The sequence below is a fragment of the Pseudomonas sp. S06B 330 genome, from assembly GCF_002845275.2.
Classification (GTDB): Bacteria; Pseudomonadota; Gammaproteobacteria; order Pseudomonadales; family Pseudomonadaceae; genus Aquipseudomonas.
The window spans coordinates 1,176,735-1,192,872 of sequence record NZ_CP088149.1 but is presented as its reverse complement, the minus strand read 5'-3'; the positions used below and the strand labels follow the sequence as shown (position 1 = coordinate 1,192,872).

The 16,138-nt window shown below is 59.5% G+C and carries 17 protein-coding genes; 6 read left to right on the top strand and 11 right to left on the bottom strand.

What is annotated here, in order from left to right; genetic code table 11:
* Positions 1-209: 209 nt before the first annotated feature.
* Positions 210-587, top strand: a complete 378-nt coding sequence (gene mvaT / locus CX511_RS05635; RefSeq protein WP_045189992.1) for a histone-like nucleoid-structuring protein MvaT — start codon at positions 210-212, stop codon at positions 585-587.
* A gap of 73 nt (positions 588-660) precedes the next feature.
* Here mvaT and sbcB read toward each other — a convergent pair whose 3' ends face one another.
* The 3 genes from sbcB to CX511_RS05620 all read right to left on the bottom strand — a co-directional run bounded on the left by sbcB (position 661) and on the right by CX511_RS05620 (position 3,025).
* Positions 661-2,091 (bottom strand): exodeoxyribonuclease I, encoded by a 1,431-nt coding sequence (gene sbcB, locus CX511_RS05630; protein ID WP_101292048.1) that lies wholly within the window; start codon positions 2,089-2,091, stop codon positions 661-663.
* Positions 2,092-2,152: 61 nt separating this feature from the next.
* A complete protein-coding gene (locus CX511_RS05625) occupies positions 2,153-2,512 on the bottom strand; it encodes a PilZ domain-containing protein (protein WP_045189988.1) in 360 nt (119 codons plus the stop codon).
* Between the two features lie 126 nt (positions 2,513-2,638).
* On the bottom strand, positions 2,639-3,025 hold the full coding sequence (locus CX511_RS05620) for a tetratricopeptide repeat protein (protein WP_045189986.1): 387 nt from the start codon (positions 3,023-3,025) through the stop codon (positions 2,639-2,641).
* Between the two features lie 203 nt (positions 3,026-3,228).
* Between CX511_RS05620 and pyk the strand changes: the two genes are divergently transcribed.
* Together pyk and CX511_RS05610 are read left to right on the top strand one after the other, a co-directional pair.
* Positions 3,229-4,680 (top strand): pyruvate kinase, encoded by a 1,452-nt coding sequence (gene pyk, locus CX511_RS05615; protein WP_045189984.1) that lies wholly within the window; start codon positions 3,229-3,231, stop codon positions 4,678-4,680.
* 154 nt (positions 4,681-4,834) lie between these two features.
* Positions 4,835-6,124: an NHL repeat-containing protein gene (locus tag CX511_RS05610; protein ID WP_101292049.1), complete on the top strand. Its 1,290-nt coding sequence runs from the start codon at positions 4,835-4,837 to the stop codon at positions 6,122-6,124.
* Positions 6,125-6,224: 100 nt separating this feature from the next.
* Here the strand turns inward: CX511_RS05610 and CX511_RS05605 are convergent, their stop codons facing one another.
* Entirely contained in the window at positions 6,225-7,160 is a 936-nt protein-coding gene (locus CX511_RS05605) for an iron-sulfur-binding ferredoxin reductase (protein ID WP_101292050.1), read from the bottom strand.
* 268 nt (positions 7,161-7,428) lie between these two features.
* Here CX511_RS05605 and CX511_RS05600 point away from each other — a divergent pair, with 268 nt between their 5' ends.
* Positions 7,429-8,952 carry a fumarate hydratase gene (locus tag CX511_RS05600; protein ID WP_045189980.1) on the top strand — a complete coding sequence of 508 codons (1,524 nt, stop codon included), beginning with the start codon at positions 7,429-7,431 and terminating at the stop codon, positions 8,950-8,952.
* Positions 8,953-9,023: 71 nt separating this feature from the next.
* Here the strand turns inward: CX511_RS05600 and CX511_RS05595 are convergent, their stop codons facing one another.
* From CX511_RS05595 to CX511_RS05570, 6 genes are all read right to left on the bottom strand, one after another.
* Positions 9,024-9,605 (bottom strand): DJ-1/PfpI family protein, encoded by a 582-nt coding sequence (locus CX511_RS05595; protein WP_045189978.1) that lies wholly within the window; start codon positions 9,603-9,605, stop codon positions 9,024-9,026.
* A gap of 66 nt (positions 9,606-9,671) precedes the next feature.
* Positions 9,672-10,829 carry a phospholipase D-like domain-containing protein gene (locus CX511_RS05590; RefSeq protein WP_045189976.1) on the bottom strand — a complete coding sequence of 386 codons (1,158 nt, stop codon included), beginning with the start codon at positions 10,827-10,829 and terminating at the stop codon, positions 9,672-9,674.
* Between the two features lies 1 nt (position 10,830).
* Entirely contained in the window at positions 10,831-11,412 is a 582-nt protein-coding gene (locus CX511_RS05585; RefSeq protein ID WP_045189974.1) for a YceI family protein, read from the bottom strand.
* Between the two features lie 45 nt (positions 11,413-11,457).
* A complete protein-coding gene (locus tag CX511_RS05580) occupies positions 11,458-11,754 on the bottom strand; it encodes a hypothetical protein (protein ID WP_045189972.1) in 297 nt (98 codons plus the stop codon).
* Entirely contained in the window at positions 11,751-12,836 is a 1,086-nt protein-coding gene (locus CX511_RS05575; RefSeq protein ID WP_409077875.1) for a serine hydrolase domain-containing protein, read from the bottom strand. The genes CX511_RS05580 and CX511_RS05575 overlap by 4 nt, the downstream gene beginning before the upstream one ends.
* Before the next feature lie 57 nt (positions 12,837-12,893).
* Positions 12,894-13,781 (bottom strand): acyl-CoA dehydrogenase middle domain-containing protein, encoded by an 888-nt coding sequence (locus CX511_RS05570; protein ID WP_045189970.1) that lies wholly within the window; start codon positions 13,779-13,781, stop codon positions 12,894-12,896.
* A 133-nt stretch (positions 13,782-13,914) separates the two neighbouring features.
* Between CX511_RS05570 and olsB the strand changes: the two genes are divergently transcribed.
* Together olsB and CX511_RS05560 are read left to right on the top strand one after the other, a co-directional pair.
* Positions 13,915-14,670, top strand: a complete 756-nt coding sequence (olsB, locus tag CX511_RS05565) for an L-ornithine N(alpha)-acyltransferase (protein WP_045189968.1) — start codon at positions 13,915-13,917, stop codon at positions 14,668-14,670.
* Positions 14,670-15,458, top strand: a complete 789-nt coding sequence (locus CX511_RS05560; RefSeq protein ID WP_045189966.1) for a lysophospholipid acyltransferase family protein — start codon at positions 14,670-14,672, stop codon at positions 15,456-15,458. The genes olsB and CX511_RS05560 overlap by 1 nt, the downstream gene beginning before the upstream one ends.
* On the opposite strand, the gene CX511_RS05555 is transcribed toward CX511_RS05560, so the two are convergent.
* A complete protein-coding gene (locus tag CX511_RS05555; RefSeq protein ID WP_045189965.1) occupies positions 15,455-16,036 on the bottom strand; it encodes an acyl carrier protein phosphodiesterase in 582 nt (193 codons plus the stop codon). The genes CX511_RS05560 and CX511_RS05555 overlap by 4 nt on opposite strands.
* Positions 16,037-16,138: the final 102 nt, after the last annotated feature.

The following is a 16,138-nucleotide window of genomic DNA, read 5'->3' as shown; positions in this document are numbered from 1 at the left end:
AATACAGGCTGGGGCCACGGAAGCTGCGGCGTAGCGACAAGTTAGCTGTTAATGACGCGCCTTAGTTTGTAAATTTTTTTTAATAAAATTTATCGATACGATTTAAGCATTGATCCAATTATTACCAAGTTTAATGTTTACTTGGCAGTACGCTCTGACTATTATTGCCCCACTGTCTACCTGATTTCCCCATTTCCAAGGATTATCCAATGTCGCTGATCAACGAATACCGCGCCACAGAAGAAGCCATCAAAGAACTGCAGGCCCGTCTGGCCAACCTGTCGAATGACGACAAGCTGAAGAAAGAGCTGGAGTTCGAAGGCAAACTGCGCAACCTGATGGGCGAATATCAGAAGTCGCTGCGCGATATCATTGCACTGCTCGACCCAGAAGCAAAATCGAGCAAAGCACCGCGTGGCGCAGTTAAAACCACTGGTACCAAGCGCGCGCGCAAGGTCAAGCAATACAAAAACCCACACAACGGTGAAGTCATCGAAACCAAAGGTGGCAACCACAAAACGCTGAAAGAGTGGAAAGCCAAGTGGGGTGGTGACGTGGTGGAAGGCTGGGCAACCCTGCTGGGTTAATTACCGGTCATTGCAACCTCGTTTGCACTGATAAAAAAACGCCAGCTTGCTGGCGTTTTTTTTTGACGCCTGTTTAGAGCCCCAATTGCAACTTCAAGGCGTGCACATGCGTCTGCCACTGCCCGAGCAATTCCCGCTGCGCGGTATCAGCCTGATCCCAGCGTTCCAGCACGGCCTGCTCGAAATCACCAATGGTATTTGGCGCGCCCATGCTCGGATCACTCAAACGCTGCCGACAAAACAGCTGCCAGCGCTGGTGCTCCTGATCATTCAGTGTTTCGATAAAATTACGCGCACGATAGCGAAACAGTAACTCGGGTAAACGTTCATCATCGAACATCCAATGCCCCTGACCCAATTGCTGCGGATCGACACTGCGCACCTGCTCACACAAGCGTCTATCGCGATCACCGATAAAACCGTCATAGAGTTGCTGCTCGGGATCTTCACTTGGAGCAAAGGCTTCCTCGGCATAGAGGCGCTGTACTTTATCCTGCCAGACCGATTGAGCCGCTATCAGGCTCGCTGCCCGCGCTTGCAACAACGTCATATCCAGGTTCAGTCGTTGCTGGTCTTGCTCACGTAGTACATTGAGCGGCGCTACAACCGGACAGCGATTGATGTGCACCAACTTCAACGGCACGGGTAATTGTCCGTCAGCCATTTCCTCGCGGCGCGTGTATAAGCGTTGACGTAAAGACTCGCCGTCCTCCTGCAACAAAGGTTGAGGATCCATACCTAAGTCACAAACAATCAAGGCATTACGGTTGCGCGGATGCCACGCCAACGGCAGGACCACCCCCAGATAATTGCGCGCAGCAGAGAAACGTCCGGAAATATGTACCAACGGTTGCAGCAATCGGATCTGGTCCAGCACTTTCTGTTTACTTCGTAATTGAAACAACCAGTCATATAGCTTCGGTTGTTTTCCCCGGATCAGCCGTGCGAGCGCAATCGTGGCTCGCACATCGCTGAGGGCTTCATGGGCCTGGCCATGGTCAATACCGTTGGCTGCGGTCAGTAACTCCAGGCGCAAGCTGACGCGCCCTTCCTGTTCGGGCCAGACGATACCCTCCGGGCGCAGCGCATACGCCGTACGCACCACATCAATCAAGTCCCAGCGGCTGTTGCCACCTTGCCATTCGCGGGCATAAGGGTCGAAAAAGTTGCGGTACAGGCTATAGCGGGTGACTTCATCATCAAAGCGCAGGCTGTTGTATCCAGCGCCACAGGTCCCTGGGCGAGCCAGTTCGGCATGCACCCGGGTCATGAACTCGGCTTCGCGCAAACCCTGGCTGGCCAACTGGGCCGGGGTGATACCGGTGACCAAGCAAGCAGCCGGGTGTGGCAGGATGTCGTCACTGGGTTGGCAGTAGAAATTGATCGGGGCTTCGATCTCGTTGAGATCAAGATCGGTGCGCACACCGGCGACCTGCAAGGGCCGGTCATTTCGCGGATTGATACCGGTGGTTTCGTAGTCGTGCCAGAAAATGCTGGTGCTCACGGGGTCGTCCTGAACATAAGGTCGACCAGAGTCTAGGGCTACTGGCCCGCTACGGCCAGCCTCAGGCCGAGGCGCCCAGTGGATAAAAACTGAAATAGCGACGCAACGCCCGCACCAGTTGCGCGTATTCGTACGGTGCCTGCAGCAGCATGAAGCCGGAGTCGTAGTGCCCCGGCGTCTCATCTTCATGGCACCACAGGCAACTGGCGGTCAGGTTGATCTGATGCAGACCGCCACTGCGGCCAAGCACTTTCAGTTGCAACTCAAAATCCGGGCCGACCAGCATCGGTAGCTGGCTGATCAGCATCAGGCCGTCTTCAGACACGTTACCCAGGTAGCCAATTGGCTGATCAGTAAAACGGTTGAAGACTTTGAGGAAGTAAGGGAGCTGATGACGCTCGATGCGGCGTTCGTCAAGCATGATCGGAATCGCTGTCGAAGCCCCTTTAGCAGGGACGCGCTAGTGCAACTCAATGACGGGTGTTTCAACCATAAGATTAGCCCACCCCTACCCCTTTCGTTGCAGGCGATCCCGAATACTTTGGCATTAACGCCAAGGCGTGGTGGTGCTCGGCCGGGCAATGGCTGGCTCGCCGCTACGGTAATGCCCCAGCTGCTCCAGGGTCTGCAGGCGAGCGCGAGCGCGGTAGGCGTATTCGTTCTGCGGGTAGCGTGCGATCAGGTACTGGTAGGTCTGGGCAGCGTCGACATAAAGCTTCTGGCGCTCCAGGCACTGCCCCCGCAGCATCGCCACCTCGGGATGGATGAACGGCCGGGCGCGGCTGGTGCGGTCAACCTGCGACAGCTCGAGCATGACCTTGTCGCATTGGCCGCGATCATAGGCACGATAAGCATTGTTCAGATGATGGTCCATCGACCAGCGGGTACAGCCGACGACACTGGTCGCCAGGGCTAGAACGATCAAGGCTCGCATGGTGAATCTCCTCTATTGAGCGGTTTATCGGCGTACTGCGCAAAATCTGTAGACCGCTATCGGCTCACACAGAATCTGCGCAATACAACAACCCCCACCGTTCATATGCCCGCCTGCTCACCACCAAGGTAGTGCAAAGGAACAATGACTACAGCCAAATTCCAGAGTAGCCTTTCGCTGCGCTTCACTATAGGAGTCTGTGCATGACCATCCGCCGTACCAAAATCGTCGCCACCCTTGGCCCCGCCAGCAACTCGCCGGAAGTTATCGAACAACTGATTCTTGCCGGCCTGGATGTTGCTCGCCTGAACTTCTCCCACGGCACGCCCGACGAGCACAAAGCTCGCGCCCGTCTGATCCGTGAGATTGCAGCACGCCTGGGTCGCCATGTAGCACTGCTCGGCGACCTGCAGGGTCCAAAGATTCGTATCGCCAAATTCACCAACAAGCGTATTGAGCTCAAAGTCGGTGATCGCTTCACGTTCTCTACTGCCCACCCGCTGACCGATGGCACCCAGGATATTGTCGGCATCGACTATCCGGACCTGGTCAAAGACTGCGGTGTTGGTGACGAGCTGCTGCTCGATGACGGCCGCGTGGTAATGCGCGTCGAAACCGCCACCAGCGATGCCCTGCACTGCTCGGTACTGATCGGCGGCCCGCTGTCCGACCACAAAGGCATCAACCGCAAAGGCGGCGGCCTGACCGCTCCGGCCCTGACCGAAAAAGACAAGGCCGACATCAAGCTGGCCGCCGAGATGGACCTGGACTACCTGGCCGTGTCCTTCCCGCGCGACGCCAGTGACATGGAATACGCCCGTCGCCTGCGCGACGAAGCGGGCGGCAGCGCCTGGCTGGTGGCCAAGATCGAACGCGCGGAAGCCGTCGCCGACGACGAAACCCTCGATGGCCTGATCGCCGCCAGTGACGCAGTGATGGTTGCCCGGGGTGACCTGGGTGTGGAAATCGGCGATGCCGAGCTGATCGCCATCCAGAAGAAAATCATCCAGCACGCCCGCCGCAACAACAAAGCGGTGATCGTGGCGACCCAGATGATGGAGTCGATGATCCAGAACCCGATGCCGACCCGTGCCGAAGTGTCCGACGTGGCGAACGCTGTGCTCGACAACACTGACGCGGTGATGCTGTCGGCTGAGAGCGCCGCCGGCGCCTATCCGATCGAAGCCGTACAGGCCATGGCGCGCATCTGCCAGGGTGCGGAAAAGCATCCGACCAACCAGAAGTCCAGCCACCGTCTGCACACCCGCTTCGAACGCTGCGACGAAAGCATCGCCTTGGCGGCGATGTACACCGCCAACCACTTCCCTGGCGTCAAGGCGATCATCGCCCTCACCGAAAGTGGCTACACCCCGCTAATCATGTCGCGCCTGCGCTCGCACGTGCCGATCTTCGCCCTGTCGCCGCACCGCGCTACTCAGGCCCGTGCCTCGATGTTCCGCGGCGTCTACCCGATTGCATTCGACCCGGCTGCCCTGGCACCGGAAAAAGTCAGTCAGGCGGCGGTCGACGAGCTGCTCAAGCGTGGCTTGGTAGAACCGGGTGACTGGGTGATCCTGACCAAAGGCGACAGCTACCACACCACCGGTGGCACCAACGGCATGAAGATCCTGCATGTCGGTGATTCGCTGGTCTGATCTCAATCGGAACAGATAAAGCCCCGTGAGATTGCTCACGGGGTTTTTTTATGCAAAAAAATGGATCGTCCCTGACCTATCATTTTTGCCAGTATCGGTCGACTGCTTGCTTCACAAATACTGTTGACTCTGTTTATTGAACGGGGTGACCAACATGAATACGAAAAACGCGCTACTCGATCCATCGTTCGCAGAGGGGGGAAAAGTCCTTCTGCCTAACACCATCACTAGTGTCCAATCATCGCTGAAAACTGCAAAAGGAAGGGTATGCATTGGCACCGCTCATGTCGACGGCACCTCGGCCTACGTAGTCTTTCGATTAGACGACGAGGCAAGACTGGACCCAGCATTTGGCCGCGAAGGACTAACGACCGGAACATTCAGACCGGAAAACAGCTCTCGAGGGCATAGCGTTCTGGTCTTGGATGATGGCCGTTACCTGATAATCGGCACTACTACCGATGGTAGTTACTTTGGCTCTCGGCCGGCCTTGGCACGCTTTCACGACAATGGTTCGCTGGATACCAGCTTCGCCAACGGAGGACATTTGGTCATCGAACAACCAGCCGTTCCCATCGATCTAAAAGGAGCACAGAGCTCAAAAGTATGTCCGCTGACACCTACTGCAAAAGGCATCCCACAGTCACCGCAAGCAGAGCATGAGTTGCAGAATTGGCAGGTACAGCACGCTGTTGACGGTATTTACGTGCTTTACACCCCGAATGGCTGGGATTCAATGCTGCTGAAGTACGATAGCAACGGAGAGCTTGACCAGTCTTTCAACAACACTGGGTACAAATACTTATCTCTTAATTTCACAACATGGACGGCTGCCACCACCCTGCAAGTCAGTGAGAAGTACATCGTGGTAGGAGGAACTATTTCTGGACCGGAGGGGTACCACCGATGCTGCGCAATTCGCCTGCATCATTCAGGAGAATATGATCAGTTCTTTGGCGAGGGCGGCTTTGGCTATTTCACACCCTCGTTGAGGATATTCAAGGGCCTTACGCTGTTACCTGACGGACGTATTGTCAGCTGCGGTTTAGAGCAAGACCTCGGCAGCCTACTCGCTGCTCTGGATGCAGATGGCAACATCGATACCAGCTTTGACTCTACCCCCATTCATCTCGAGGACGGCGCTTCTGTAACGTGGGAGCACGTTGATGTGATTGAATCAGCGCCGAGCAAGATCATAGCCACGGGCGTTGCGTCAACACAGTCCAATGAATGGCCGATGCTGATTGGTCGCTTCAACAGTAATGGCAAACTTGATACTACGTTCGCCGACAACGGCACGGGACGGATCGCGTTGGGACAGTTAACCCTTCCACACAGCGGTGAAGTTGATACCGAGGGCAGAACGCTGGTACATGGAGCGACAACGCTTCCCGGTCCCTCGAAAGGTTTTATTCTGCGGTGCCTTACCAACTCGGGAGGATGAACTTAGCCCGAACGGCTGCAATCCTGCAATCCGAATGAGCATCCGGCGCTTTAGGTGCCGGCTTCCCCTCGATTGAGTCTGCACTCACAACGCAGATACCTCAGGCATGCCCGGTGAATACATCGGCAAACAATTGATTGCGCGGCAACCCTGCAATGAACAAGCGCCGCGCGAACTGCTCGACACTCTCAGGGGCGCCACATACCAACGCCACTGTCTGCCTTGATGGCAGTCGCAACGCGGCCAATGCCTGCGCCGACTGATCGAAGAGCACCAACTCAACGCTCAAACCATAGTGTTTATTGACCATGTCCTTCAACGGATTTGCCAGATAATGCCCTTCGCTGTCACGGGCTACATGCATCACCTTGATTTCCCTTTGATGCCCCTGGCGCAATGCCTCGCGCAGAATGCCCCATAACGGCGCCAGCCCAGTTCCTGCCGCCAACAGCCACAACGGTCGATCCTGCCAATCCAGGTCGTAGTGCAAGGCACCACCACGCAACTCACCCAAGCGCAGTTCATCTCCCAACTGCAAGGTTCGGGCGCTATCGCAGAACGCACCCGAATGTCGGCAATCCAGGTGGAATTCGAGAAAGCCATCCTCCTCCGGGAGGCTCGCCAAAGAGTACGGGCGCGCCACCCCACCCAGCCACAACACAAGATGTTGCCCGGCCTGGTAACGCAAGGGACGTTCCGGTTGCAGGCGCAGGCGCAACACCTCAGCACCCAGCCAATCCAGGCCACATACGTGAGCTGGCAATCCGTCGCGTCGTGGGTCGAAAACTGCCACCTGCAAGTCATCCACCACCTGGCATTGGCAAGCCAGGCGCCAGCCCTGCTCGCGCTTGTCCGCACTCAACGCGTCAGGTAACGCATCTGCTGGTTGCCCGTCCAGGCAACGCACCAGACAGGCATGGCAACTGCCAGCGCGACAACTGTAGGGCACCGAACAGCCACCCGCATTGAGCGCATCAAGCAGGTTGCTGCCCGTTGGCACCGCCCAACAGCGCTCGCCCACACAGAGTTCAGGCATTCATCATCTCCAGCTCATAAACACTATGGCCAGCCGCCACTTTAGGGCTAAAGGCCGACGCAGGCACGCAAAAAGGGTGCCCGTCGGCAGGCGACCTTGGTCCAGACCACTCGCAGGTGTGCCGGGCACCGATGCGCGCTATACTGCCGCGCCTTTTTTGCGTCGGCCCGAGCAGGTCGGCGCGCCGTGAAAGGTCGTTTCGACACCTCGGCCTGTCCGCGTCGGAATACCTTATTGAATGTTCCCGTCTTTAAGAGGAGCGCGCTGCATGACCGTGATCAAGCAAGACGACCTGATTCAGAGCGTTGCCGACGCCCTGCAATTCATTTCGTACTACCACCCCGTTGACTTCATCCAGGCCATGCATGAGGCCTATCTGCGTGAAGAGTCGCCTGCTGCGCGTGACTCCATCGCCCAGATTTTGATCAACTCGCGCATGTGCGCCACTGGCCACCGCCCGATCTGCCAGGACACCGGTATCGTTACCGTGTTCGTGCGCGTCGGTATGGACGTGCGCTGGGACGGCGCGACCATGAGCTTGGACGACATGATCAACGAAGGCGTGCGCCGCGCCTACAATCTGCCGGAAAACGTCCTGCGTGCCTCGATCCTGGCCGACCCGGCAGGTGCGCGTAAAAACACCAAGGACAACACCCCAGCAGTCATCCACTACTCCATCGTCCCGGGCAACACCGTGGAAGTGGACGTGGCGGCCAAAGGCGGCGGCTCCGAGAACAAGTCGAAAATGGCCATGCTCAACCCGTCCGACTCGATCGTTGACTGGGTGCTCAAGACCGTTCCGACCATGGGCGCAGGCTGGTGCCCGCCAGGCATGCTCGGCATCGGCATCGGCGGTACTGCCGAGAAGGCTGCGGTAATGGCCAAGGAAGTGTTGATGGAATCCATCGACATCCATGAGCTCAAGGCCCGTGGCCCGCAGAACCGCATCGAAGAGATCCGTCTGGAACTGTTCGAGAAGGTCAACCAGCTGGGCATCGGTGCTCAGGGTTTGGGCGGCTTGACCACCGTGCTCGACGTCAAGATCATGGACTATCCGACCCACGCCGCATCCCTGCCGGTGTGCATGATTCCGAACTGCGCCGCTACCCGTCACGCGCACTTCGTGCTCGACGGTTCCGGCCCTGCCGATCTGGAAGCGCCATCGCTGGATGCCTACCCGGAAATCGTCTGGGAAGCAGGCCCATCGGCCCGCCGTGTCAACCTCGACACCCTGACCCCGGAAGACGTGCAGAGCTGGAAGCCGGGCGAGACCATCCTGCTCAACGGCAAGATGCTCACCGGCCGCGACGCTGCGCACAAGCGCATGGTCGAAATGCTCAACCGTGGCGAAGAGCTGCCGGTGGACCTCAAAGGCCGCTTCATCTACTACGTCGGCCCGGTTGATCCGGTACGCGAAGAAGTGGTTGGCCCTGCCGGCCCGACCACCGCTACGCGGATGGACAAGTTCACGCGTCAGATTCTTGAGCAAACCGGCCTGCTGGGCATGATCGGCAAGTCTGAACGTGGCCCGACCGCGATCGAAGCGATCAAGGACAACAAGGCGGTATACTTGATGGCCGTCGGCGGCGCTGCCTACCTGGTGGCCCAGGCGATCAAGAAGTCCAAGGTCCTGGCATTTGCTGAACTGGGCATGGAAGCGATCTACGAGTTCGAAGTCAAAGACATGCCGGTCACCGTAGCGGTCGACAGCAATGGCGAATCGGTGCACATCACCGGCCCGGCGTTGTGGCAGAGCAAGATCGCTGAAAGCTTGGCGGTAGAAGTGAAGTAAGCCACTAAAGCTTGCTGAAACAAAAAGCGGCAGGGGTCAGCCCCTGCCGCTTTTTTATTGTCCCGCGAACATCACAAAGTAATGCGGGTACCCAACAGCTGCAGAAAACTCGCCAACCATGCCGGATGCGCCGGCCAGGCTGGGGCCGAAGCAAGGTTACCTTGCACATGGGCCTGATCGACGCCGATCTCGACAAACTTTCCACCGGCTAGCCGTACTTCCGGCGCACACGCCGGGTAAGCGCTGCACTCACGCCCTTCCAACACCCCGGCGGCCGCAAGCAATTGCGCCCCATGGCACACGGCCGCAATCGGCTTGCCGGCCTTATCAATGGCCTTGACCAATGCCAGTACCCGCTCATCGAGACGCAGGTATTCCGGCGCACGGCCACCCGGGATGACCAGTGCGTCGTAACCTTCGGCCCGGACCTGCTCAAAATCGAAGTTGAGGGCAAAGTTGTGCCCAGGCTTTTCGCTGTAGGTCTGGTCACCTTCAAAGTCATGAATCGCCGTACGCACCGTTTGCCCGGCCGCTTTGCCCGGGCACACCGCGTGAACGGTATGCCCCACCATCTGCAGGGCCTGGAAGGGCACCATCACTTCGTAGTCTTCGACGTAATCGCCCACCAGCATCAAAATCTTCTTCGCGGCCATGTCAGCAACTCCTCAGAGGCAATGAAAGACACCAGACACAATAGACCGTCCTGCCCGCCATGCAGCTCAGTCGCGCCGATCCAGCATGTTGACCACCAACCGGTCCAGCCAGCCCCACAGCCGCTGCTGCACACGCTTCCACAACGGCCGGGCATGCCAATGGTCAAGATCGATACACAGGCTCTGGGCGAAATCGCGCTCAAAGCTCGCCGCTACGGCAGCGGTCAACGGAGGATCAAGTGCCTCAACGTTAGCCTCAAGGTTGAACCGCAAGTTCCAGTGGTCAAAGTTGCACGAGCCGATGCTCACCCAGTCGTCCACCAGCACCATCTTCAGATGCAGGAAGCACGGCTGGTACTCATAGATCTTCACCCCGGCACGCATCAGGCGCGGGTAATAACGATGGCCGGCATAACGCACCGAAGGATGATCGGTGCGTGGCCCCGTCAGCAGCAGGCGCACATCGATACCATTGGCTGCCGCCCGGCGCAGAGAGCGGCGAACTTTCCAGGTGGGTAAAAAGTACGGGGTGGCCAGCCAGATGCGGCGTTGACCGCTGTTCAATGCACGCACCAGCGATTGCAGGATGTCCCGATGCTGACGGGCATCGGCATAGGCTACCCGGCCCATGCCCTGGCCGCTATCGGGTACATGAGGCAAGCGTGGCAGGCCAAAATGCGTCGGTGGTCGCCAGGCAGTACGGCGCAAGTTGGCGCGCCACTGGCGATCGAAGAGCATCTGCCAGTCGGCGACCAGCGGCCCCTGCATTTCGACCATTACTTCATGCCATTCACTGACGTCTTCGTTCGGCACCCAAAATTCATCGGTAACACCTGTGCCGCCGACCACCGCCCATGATTGGTCGACCAGCAACAGCTTGCGGTGATCCCGATACAGGTTGCGCAGGCCACGGCGCCAGCGCAGGCGGTTGTACCAGCGCAATTCGACCCCGGCGGCAAGCAGACGCTGGCGCAGGCTCAAGGTGAAGGCCAGCGCGCCATAATCGTCGAACAGACAGCGTACCTGCACGCCCCGTTCGGCAGCCTGCACCAGGGCCTGGACCATGGCCTCGGCGCAGGCGCCCGCCTCCACCAAGTACAGTTCCAGATCCACCTGATGCTCGGCACGCCCGATCGCGGTGAGCATACGCGGGAAAAATCTGGGGCCGTCGATCAATAACTCGAACCGGTTGCCATCTCGCCAGGGGAAGACCGGTCCGGCCATATCAGCGCGCCGTGAAGATCAGCACCGCACTTACCGGCACCGACGGGCTGATGGACTTGAGTCCGGCCAGTTTGCGCAGGGCCTCCAGGCCCGGCACCAGCTCGAAATCTTCGGCACGCAGCATCAACGGCTCCAGGGTTACTACCTGGAAGCGGCGCTCATCCAGGCGCGTAGCCAACAGCAAAGCACTGTAGCTGTGCTCCTTGCCGCGTAGTTTGACCGTCACCGGCAAACGCAGCTCAACCTGGGCGCCATTGGCCAGGTCGTTGATCGGGCCCAGGTCGATCTGGGCCGTAACATGAGCTTCCGGGAAGCGAGCAAAGTCGAACAACTCCTTGCGCATGCGCTCGTCACGCAACGGCACACCGCTGTTGTTGGAGTCCATCTCGATCATCAGCTCGGCCGCACCCTTGCGGTCGACCTTGCCGTGCAGCACGAGAAATCGATGCACTTCGGCGGTGTCGCCATTTTTGCTGGAGATAAAGGACAGGCGTGAAGACTCGCCATCCAGGTGCCAATTGGCCTGGGCCGAGAAGCTCACCAGGGCGAGCACGACGAGCAGAAGACGGGGCAAAGAGAACATGAGAAATCCTGTAACACTGAGGCCGTCAACCTTACCCGGCTGCCCTCACGGCAGCAAGCCACAGCCCTCATGTGCACCCTGCCAACGCGCACGGCGTTCAATGCCAAACCCCACAGCGGTAACCTGCCGGTTCTGTGTAGTTTCCTCAAGGCGGCTCAGGGGTAGGTACTGACCTACATAGGCCTGGCAATACGGCACATCGAATTCCATGACGAAACGGCAAGAGCAGTACTCCTTGGCTGAGTATGCGCTAAGAATGCCCGGAAAATCCGCCAAGGCCTGACGTTCATGCCAGCTCCAGACGCCCACCAGCAGCAACAGCAACAGCAGCAAACGCTTCATGGACGCCCTCCGGACTGCGCCGCCAGCACGCGTTTTAGCAGCTCATTGTGCTGAAACTGGCCATCGCGGTCATCGGCGTAACGCACCACAATCAACTGCTCATCAGGCACTACATACAATGCCTGGCCCCAATGCCCCAAAGCAGCAAAGGTGCCGGCCGGTGCATCGGGCCAGGGCCGCTCGCCGCCGGGTAATGGCTGGTTGAGCCACCAGTGCCCACCGGGGTTGGCCTCCCCAGGCTCCGCGACAGCCTTGGTAAACAACGTGCGATTGAACACCACCCAGTCCTTGGCGAGTAACTGCTGCGACTGCCAGCGACCGTCACGCAGCATCAGCAGGCCAATACGTGCCAGGTCGCGGGCGCTCATGTATAGATAGGAGGAGCCCACCAAGGTGCCGCTGGCATCACGCTCCCAGACCGCAGAAGTGATACCCAAAGGGGTGAACAGAGCATCCCAGGGATACTGCCGATAGCGCTCGGGCCCGACCATTGTGCGCAACGCCGCCGCCAGCACGTTGCTGTCGCCGCTGGAGTAGAGGAAGCGCTGTCCCGGCTCAGCCGCTGGCGGCCGGGCGGCGGTATAGGCGGCCATGTCCTCACGTCCTCGGGTGTAGAGCATGGCCACCACCGAGGAATGCAGCGGTGCGTATTCGTATGCTTCTTGCCAGTCCAGACCACTGGCCCAGTGCAGCAGGTCTTGCAGTCGTACCGCTGGATGCGCCTGCATGGGGGGATAGAAGCGCGCGACCGGATCCTCGAGCGCAAAGCGAACTTCCTGGCGCGCCACCCCCAGCAGTGTGGCCAACACACTCTTGCTGATCGACCAGGTCAGGTGTGGAGTCTGGGCGCTGGTCGGCGCCGCGTAATGCTCGTAGACAACCTGTCCCTGCTTGATGACCAACAGTGCGTCGGTGCGCACGCCTTCACGGTTGCGGTCATCGCGGGGTGCAAACGCATAGGCCTGTACCTGGCACCAGGCTAAGCGGTTGATCTCTGCGGCCTGCGGCCAGTCCGGCTGCGGCCAGGTCTCCTGGCTCAACGCCCAGGTGCTGAGCAAAGTCAGGCTGAGCAACACTGCCAACAACGCTTTGTTCATGCCAGTCGCTCAAGGCCAGGATTGCCCCAGCCTGACAGCGTTTCATGACAATCCAGCGTTCGCCCAGGCCTTGGCCAGACGCTTGGCCCGCGCCGCGCTGGCGATCTCCAGCAGGCCCTGATCGCGCTGCCAAAGCGTTGCCCAGTCACCCGGCGTGGTGCTCAACACCTGATTGATCTCGTCTTTGAGCGCAGCAAATTGGGCAAACAAGCCGCCCAGCAACAAATGACAGGCGATGGCGTCGGCACATTGCCGACTGCCCTCGGCGCAACCACCGAGCAAAGCAATCAGGCGTAACTGCAAGGCCTGCGGCCAAGCGTTGTCCTGACCAACACCGTACAGCCAGGCGCACAGGGCGCTGAGCACATACAGGTCTTCCAGAGAGCGGAAAGGTTTGACATAGGCATCCCAGCCATCGCCAGCCAAGCGTTCGCACAGTGCCTGGTCCAGGTGCAGGCGAGCGTGCCCGACTTCCGGCATCAATGGCAGTGCGGGCAGCGGCTCAAGTCGCACCCCCGGCTCGCCGGGATAGACCACTGCCAGGCTCAATTGAACAGCCTCGCCCGCGGCTTCGCTGCGCGCCGCCACCAACAGCCAGTCGGCATCCAGCCCGGCGGTGACGAAGTCCTTGCTACCACTGAGGCGCAAATCTGTCAGGCGCACCTGCATGTCGGCCGGACGCACGCTACGTCGCTCACTGGCGCACAAGGCGCCAAGGCTTGCCGGGGCACTGGGCCAGAGCACGCGCAAGGCGGCCTGATACCCCACCAGAAAGGCCAGCCCAGGGGTCGGCATGGCTCGCGCGCCGAGCACGGCCAACTCGAACGGGCTGACGGGGTCCAAACGCGCCAATAGACGGCTGTAAGTCTCGGCCAGATTGTCTGCCAGCGGATGCCGTTGGGGGTCGTTGAGTCGTTGTAACCAGGCCATCGGAGTGCTCCTTGAGGGCTGTCACACAAGCATCACCAAAGGGTCATGGGGGTGACACCGCATCTACCTAGGCTGAGCTTGCACAACAAAGCCGACCGGCCGCAACCCCATGGCTGGCTTATGGAGACTCGCAATGACTCGGATCGCTCGCTCTGGCGACAACAGCACTGAACGCCGTCTGCAAGCCGAACGCCTGGTCGGGCCAACGGCCTTGCAGGAAGCCCAGGCCCTTCGGTTCAGCGTGTTCAGCGGTGAGTTCAAGGCCAAGCTCAAGGGCGCCGAACTGGGCCTGGACATGGATGACTACGACATTCATTGCCGCCACATCGGTGTGCGCGACCTCCGCAGCGGGCGCCTGGTGGCCACCACACGCCTGCTCGACCACCAGGCCGCCAACAGCTTGGGGCGTTTTTACAGCGAAGAAGAGTTCAGCCTGCATGGCCTGGGCGGTCTCCAGGGGCCGATCCTGGAACTGGGCCGCACCTGCGTCGACCCGGCCTACCGCAATGGCGGCACCATCGCCGTGCTCTGGGCAGAACTGGCCGAAGTACTCAACGAAGGGCGCTACAGCTACCTCATGGGTTGTGCCAGCATTCCCATGCAGGATGGCGGCGTTCAGGCCCACGCGATCATGCAGCGCCTGCGCGAACGCTACCTGTGCACCGAACACCTGCGCGCCGAGCCGAAGAAGCCGCTGCCTAACCTGGCCCTGCCAGGCAACGTCATCGCCGAAATGCCTCCCTTGCTCAAGGCCTACATGCGACTGGGCGCGAAAATCTGCGGCGAACCTTGCTGGGATGAAGACTTCCAGGTCGCCGATGTGTTCATTCTGCTCAAACGCGATGAACTCTGCCCGCGCTATGCCCGCCACTTCAAGGCGGCAGTCTGATGCAGCGCCTGCGCGTCTTCGCACGCGTCCTGCGGGTGGTACTGGTGGTGCTGTTTGGCTTGGGAATGGCGGCGCTGTTCACCCTCTATGAGGCGCTGCGCATCCCGGCCTCGGCTGAGCGCCGTCAGCGCTGGTCGCAGCTGTTCATGCGCACGTTGAGCAATGCCCTGCCGTTCAAGGTCCGCGTCATTGGGCAGTTGCCGCAGCAGCCAATGCTGTGGGTCAGCAATCATGTGTCCTGGACCGACATCCCCCTGCTGGGCATGCTCGCGCCCTTGTCGTTCCTGTCCAAGGCCGAAGTGCGAACGTGGCCGGTGGCCGGCTGGCTGGCACTAAAGGCCGGCACATTGTTTATCCGTCGGGGTGGTAGCGACAGCCAACTACTGCGCAAACAAATCAGCCAGCACCTGCAACAGGCTTGCCCCTTGTTGATCTTCCCTGAGGGTACTACCACCGATGGCCGTAGCTTGCGCACCTTTCACGGCCGCTTGCTGGCTGGCGCCATCGACACGCACGTCGCGCTGCAGCCGGTCGCCTTACGTTACCTACGCGACGGTCAGATCGACACGATTGCGCCCTTTGTCGGTGACGACGACCTGCTCTCGCACCTGATGCGGCTGTTTGCCCACGATTGTGGCGAAGTGCAGATCCAGTTGCTGGCACCGATCTCCAGCACCGGAGAAGAACGTGCAGCCTTGGCATTCAAGGCACAGCAAGCCGTGCAAGACGCATTATTCGGCGTCGACGCAAGCGCAGTGCAACCACTGCGCCGGGTGAAAGCGGCCTAGGCAGAACTCAGGGATCTGTTGGCGAAAGCCTGCAACTCGGGATAAAAGGCGCGAAAGTCTTCCAGCAATGGCGCGTACAGTGCATCGACAAGTTCCAGGGCGCCGTCCATCCCTTCCGGGCGTGACAAGCGCCGGGCGATGCCACGAAACACTTGATCCAGCACGGCAAATTCACGGTATGCCCCCAACCAGTCATCGGCCGCCATGTACGGTGCGATCTGTGCCAGCCGCCCGGGCAGCGCCTCCTGCGCTGCCAGCACCTGATAGACCCTACCGGTAAACTGTGCAAGCGGCTGATCAGCGTAGTCCTGCCAATGCAACGCCAGGCAATGATCGAAGAACACATCGAGAATAATCCCGGCATAGCGCCGCCGCGCTTTGGGAAAGCGCCCGAGCGACTGCAGCACCAACGGGTGGCTGTCAGTGAACACATCGATCTGGCGGTGCAAGCGGATTGCAGCTTCGAGCGCGAGTGGATAACGCCCGCCAAGTGGCCCTTTGACGAAGTCGCCATAGAGGCTGCCGAGCAGTTGTTCGGGTTGTTGGCCGCCCAAGTGAAGGTGTGCGAGATAGTTCATGAACGCAGTCTAGCACCAGCGCCACTCATATCGTTATAACCCGATATAGCGATTTACGCTGAGCTAAGAACCTCTTCATATTTGTATATCGCGAAATACCGA

Coding starts and splice junctions, on each gene's coding strand:
- mvaT (WP_045189992.1), top strand. CDS start 210: ATGTCGCTGATCAACGAATACCGCGCCACAGAAGAAGCCATCAAAGAA.
- CX511_RS05625 (WP_045189988.1), bottom strand. CDS start 2,512: ATGCTTGACGAACGCCGCATCGAGCGTCATCAGCTCCCTTACTTCCTC.
- CX511_RS05620 (WP_045189986.1), bottom strand. CDS start 3,025: ATGCGAGCCTTGATCGTTCTAGCCCTGGCGACCAGTGTCGTCGGCTGT.
- pyk (WP_045189984.1), top strand. CDS start 3,229: ATGACCATCCGCCGTACCAAAATCGTCGCCACCCTTGGCCCCGCCAGC.
- CX511_RS05610 (WP_101292049.1), top strand. CDS start 4,835: ATGAATACGAAAAACGCGCTACTCGATCCATCGTTCGCAGAGGGGGGA.
- CX511_RS05605 (WP_101292050.1), bottom strand. CDS start 7,160: ATGCCTGAACTCTGTGTGGGCGAGCGCTGTTGGGCGGTGCCAACGGGC.
- CX511_RS05600 (WP_045189980.1), top strand. CDS start 7,429: ATGACCGTGATCAAGCAAGACGACCTGATTCAGAGCGTTGCCGACGCC.
- CX511_RS05595 (WP_045189978.1), bottom strand. CDS start 9,605: ATGGCCGCGAAGAAGATTTTGATGCTGGTGGGCGATTACGTCGAAGAC.
- CX511_RS05590 (WP_045189976.1), bottom strand. CDS start 10,829: ATGGCCGGACCGGTCTTCCCCTGGCGAGATGGCAACCGGTTCGAGTTA.
- CX511_RS05585 (WP_045189974.1), bottom strand. CDS start 11,412: ATGTTCTCTTTGCCCCGTCTTCTGCTCGTCGTGCTCGCCCTGGTGAGC.
- CX511_RS05580 (WP_045189972.1), bottom strand. CDS start 11,754: ATGAAGCGTTTGCTGCTGTTGCTGTTGCTGCTGGTGGGCGTCTGGAGC.
- CX511_RS05570 (WP_045189970.1), bottom strand. CDS start 13,781: ATGGCCTGGTTACAACGACTCAACGACCCCCAACGGCATCCGCTGGCA.
- olsB (WP_045189968.1), top strand. CDS start 13,915: ATGACTCGGATCGCTCGCTCTGGCGACAACAGCACTGAACGCCGTCTG.
- CX511_RS05560 (WP_045189966.1), top strand. CDS start 14,670: ATGCAGCGCCTGCGCGTCTTCGCACGCGTCCTGCGGGTGGTACTGGTG.
- CX511_RS05555 (WP_045189965.1), bottom strand. CDS start 16,036: ATGAACTATCTCGCACACCTTCACTTGGGCGGCCAACAACCCGAACAA.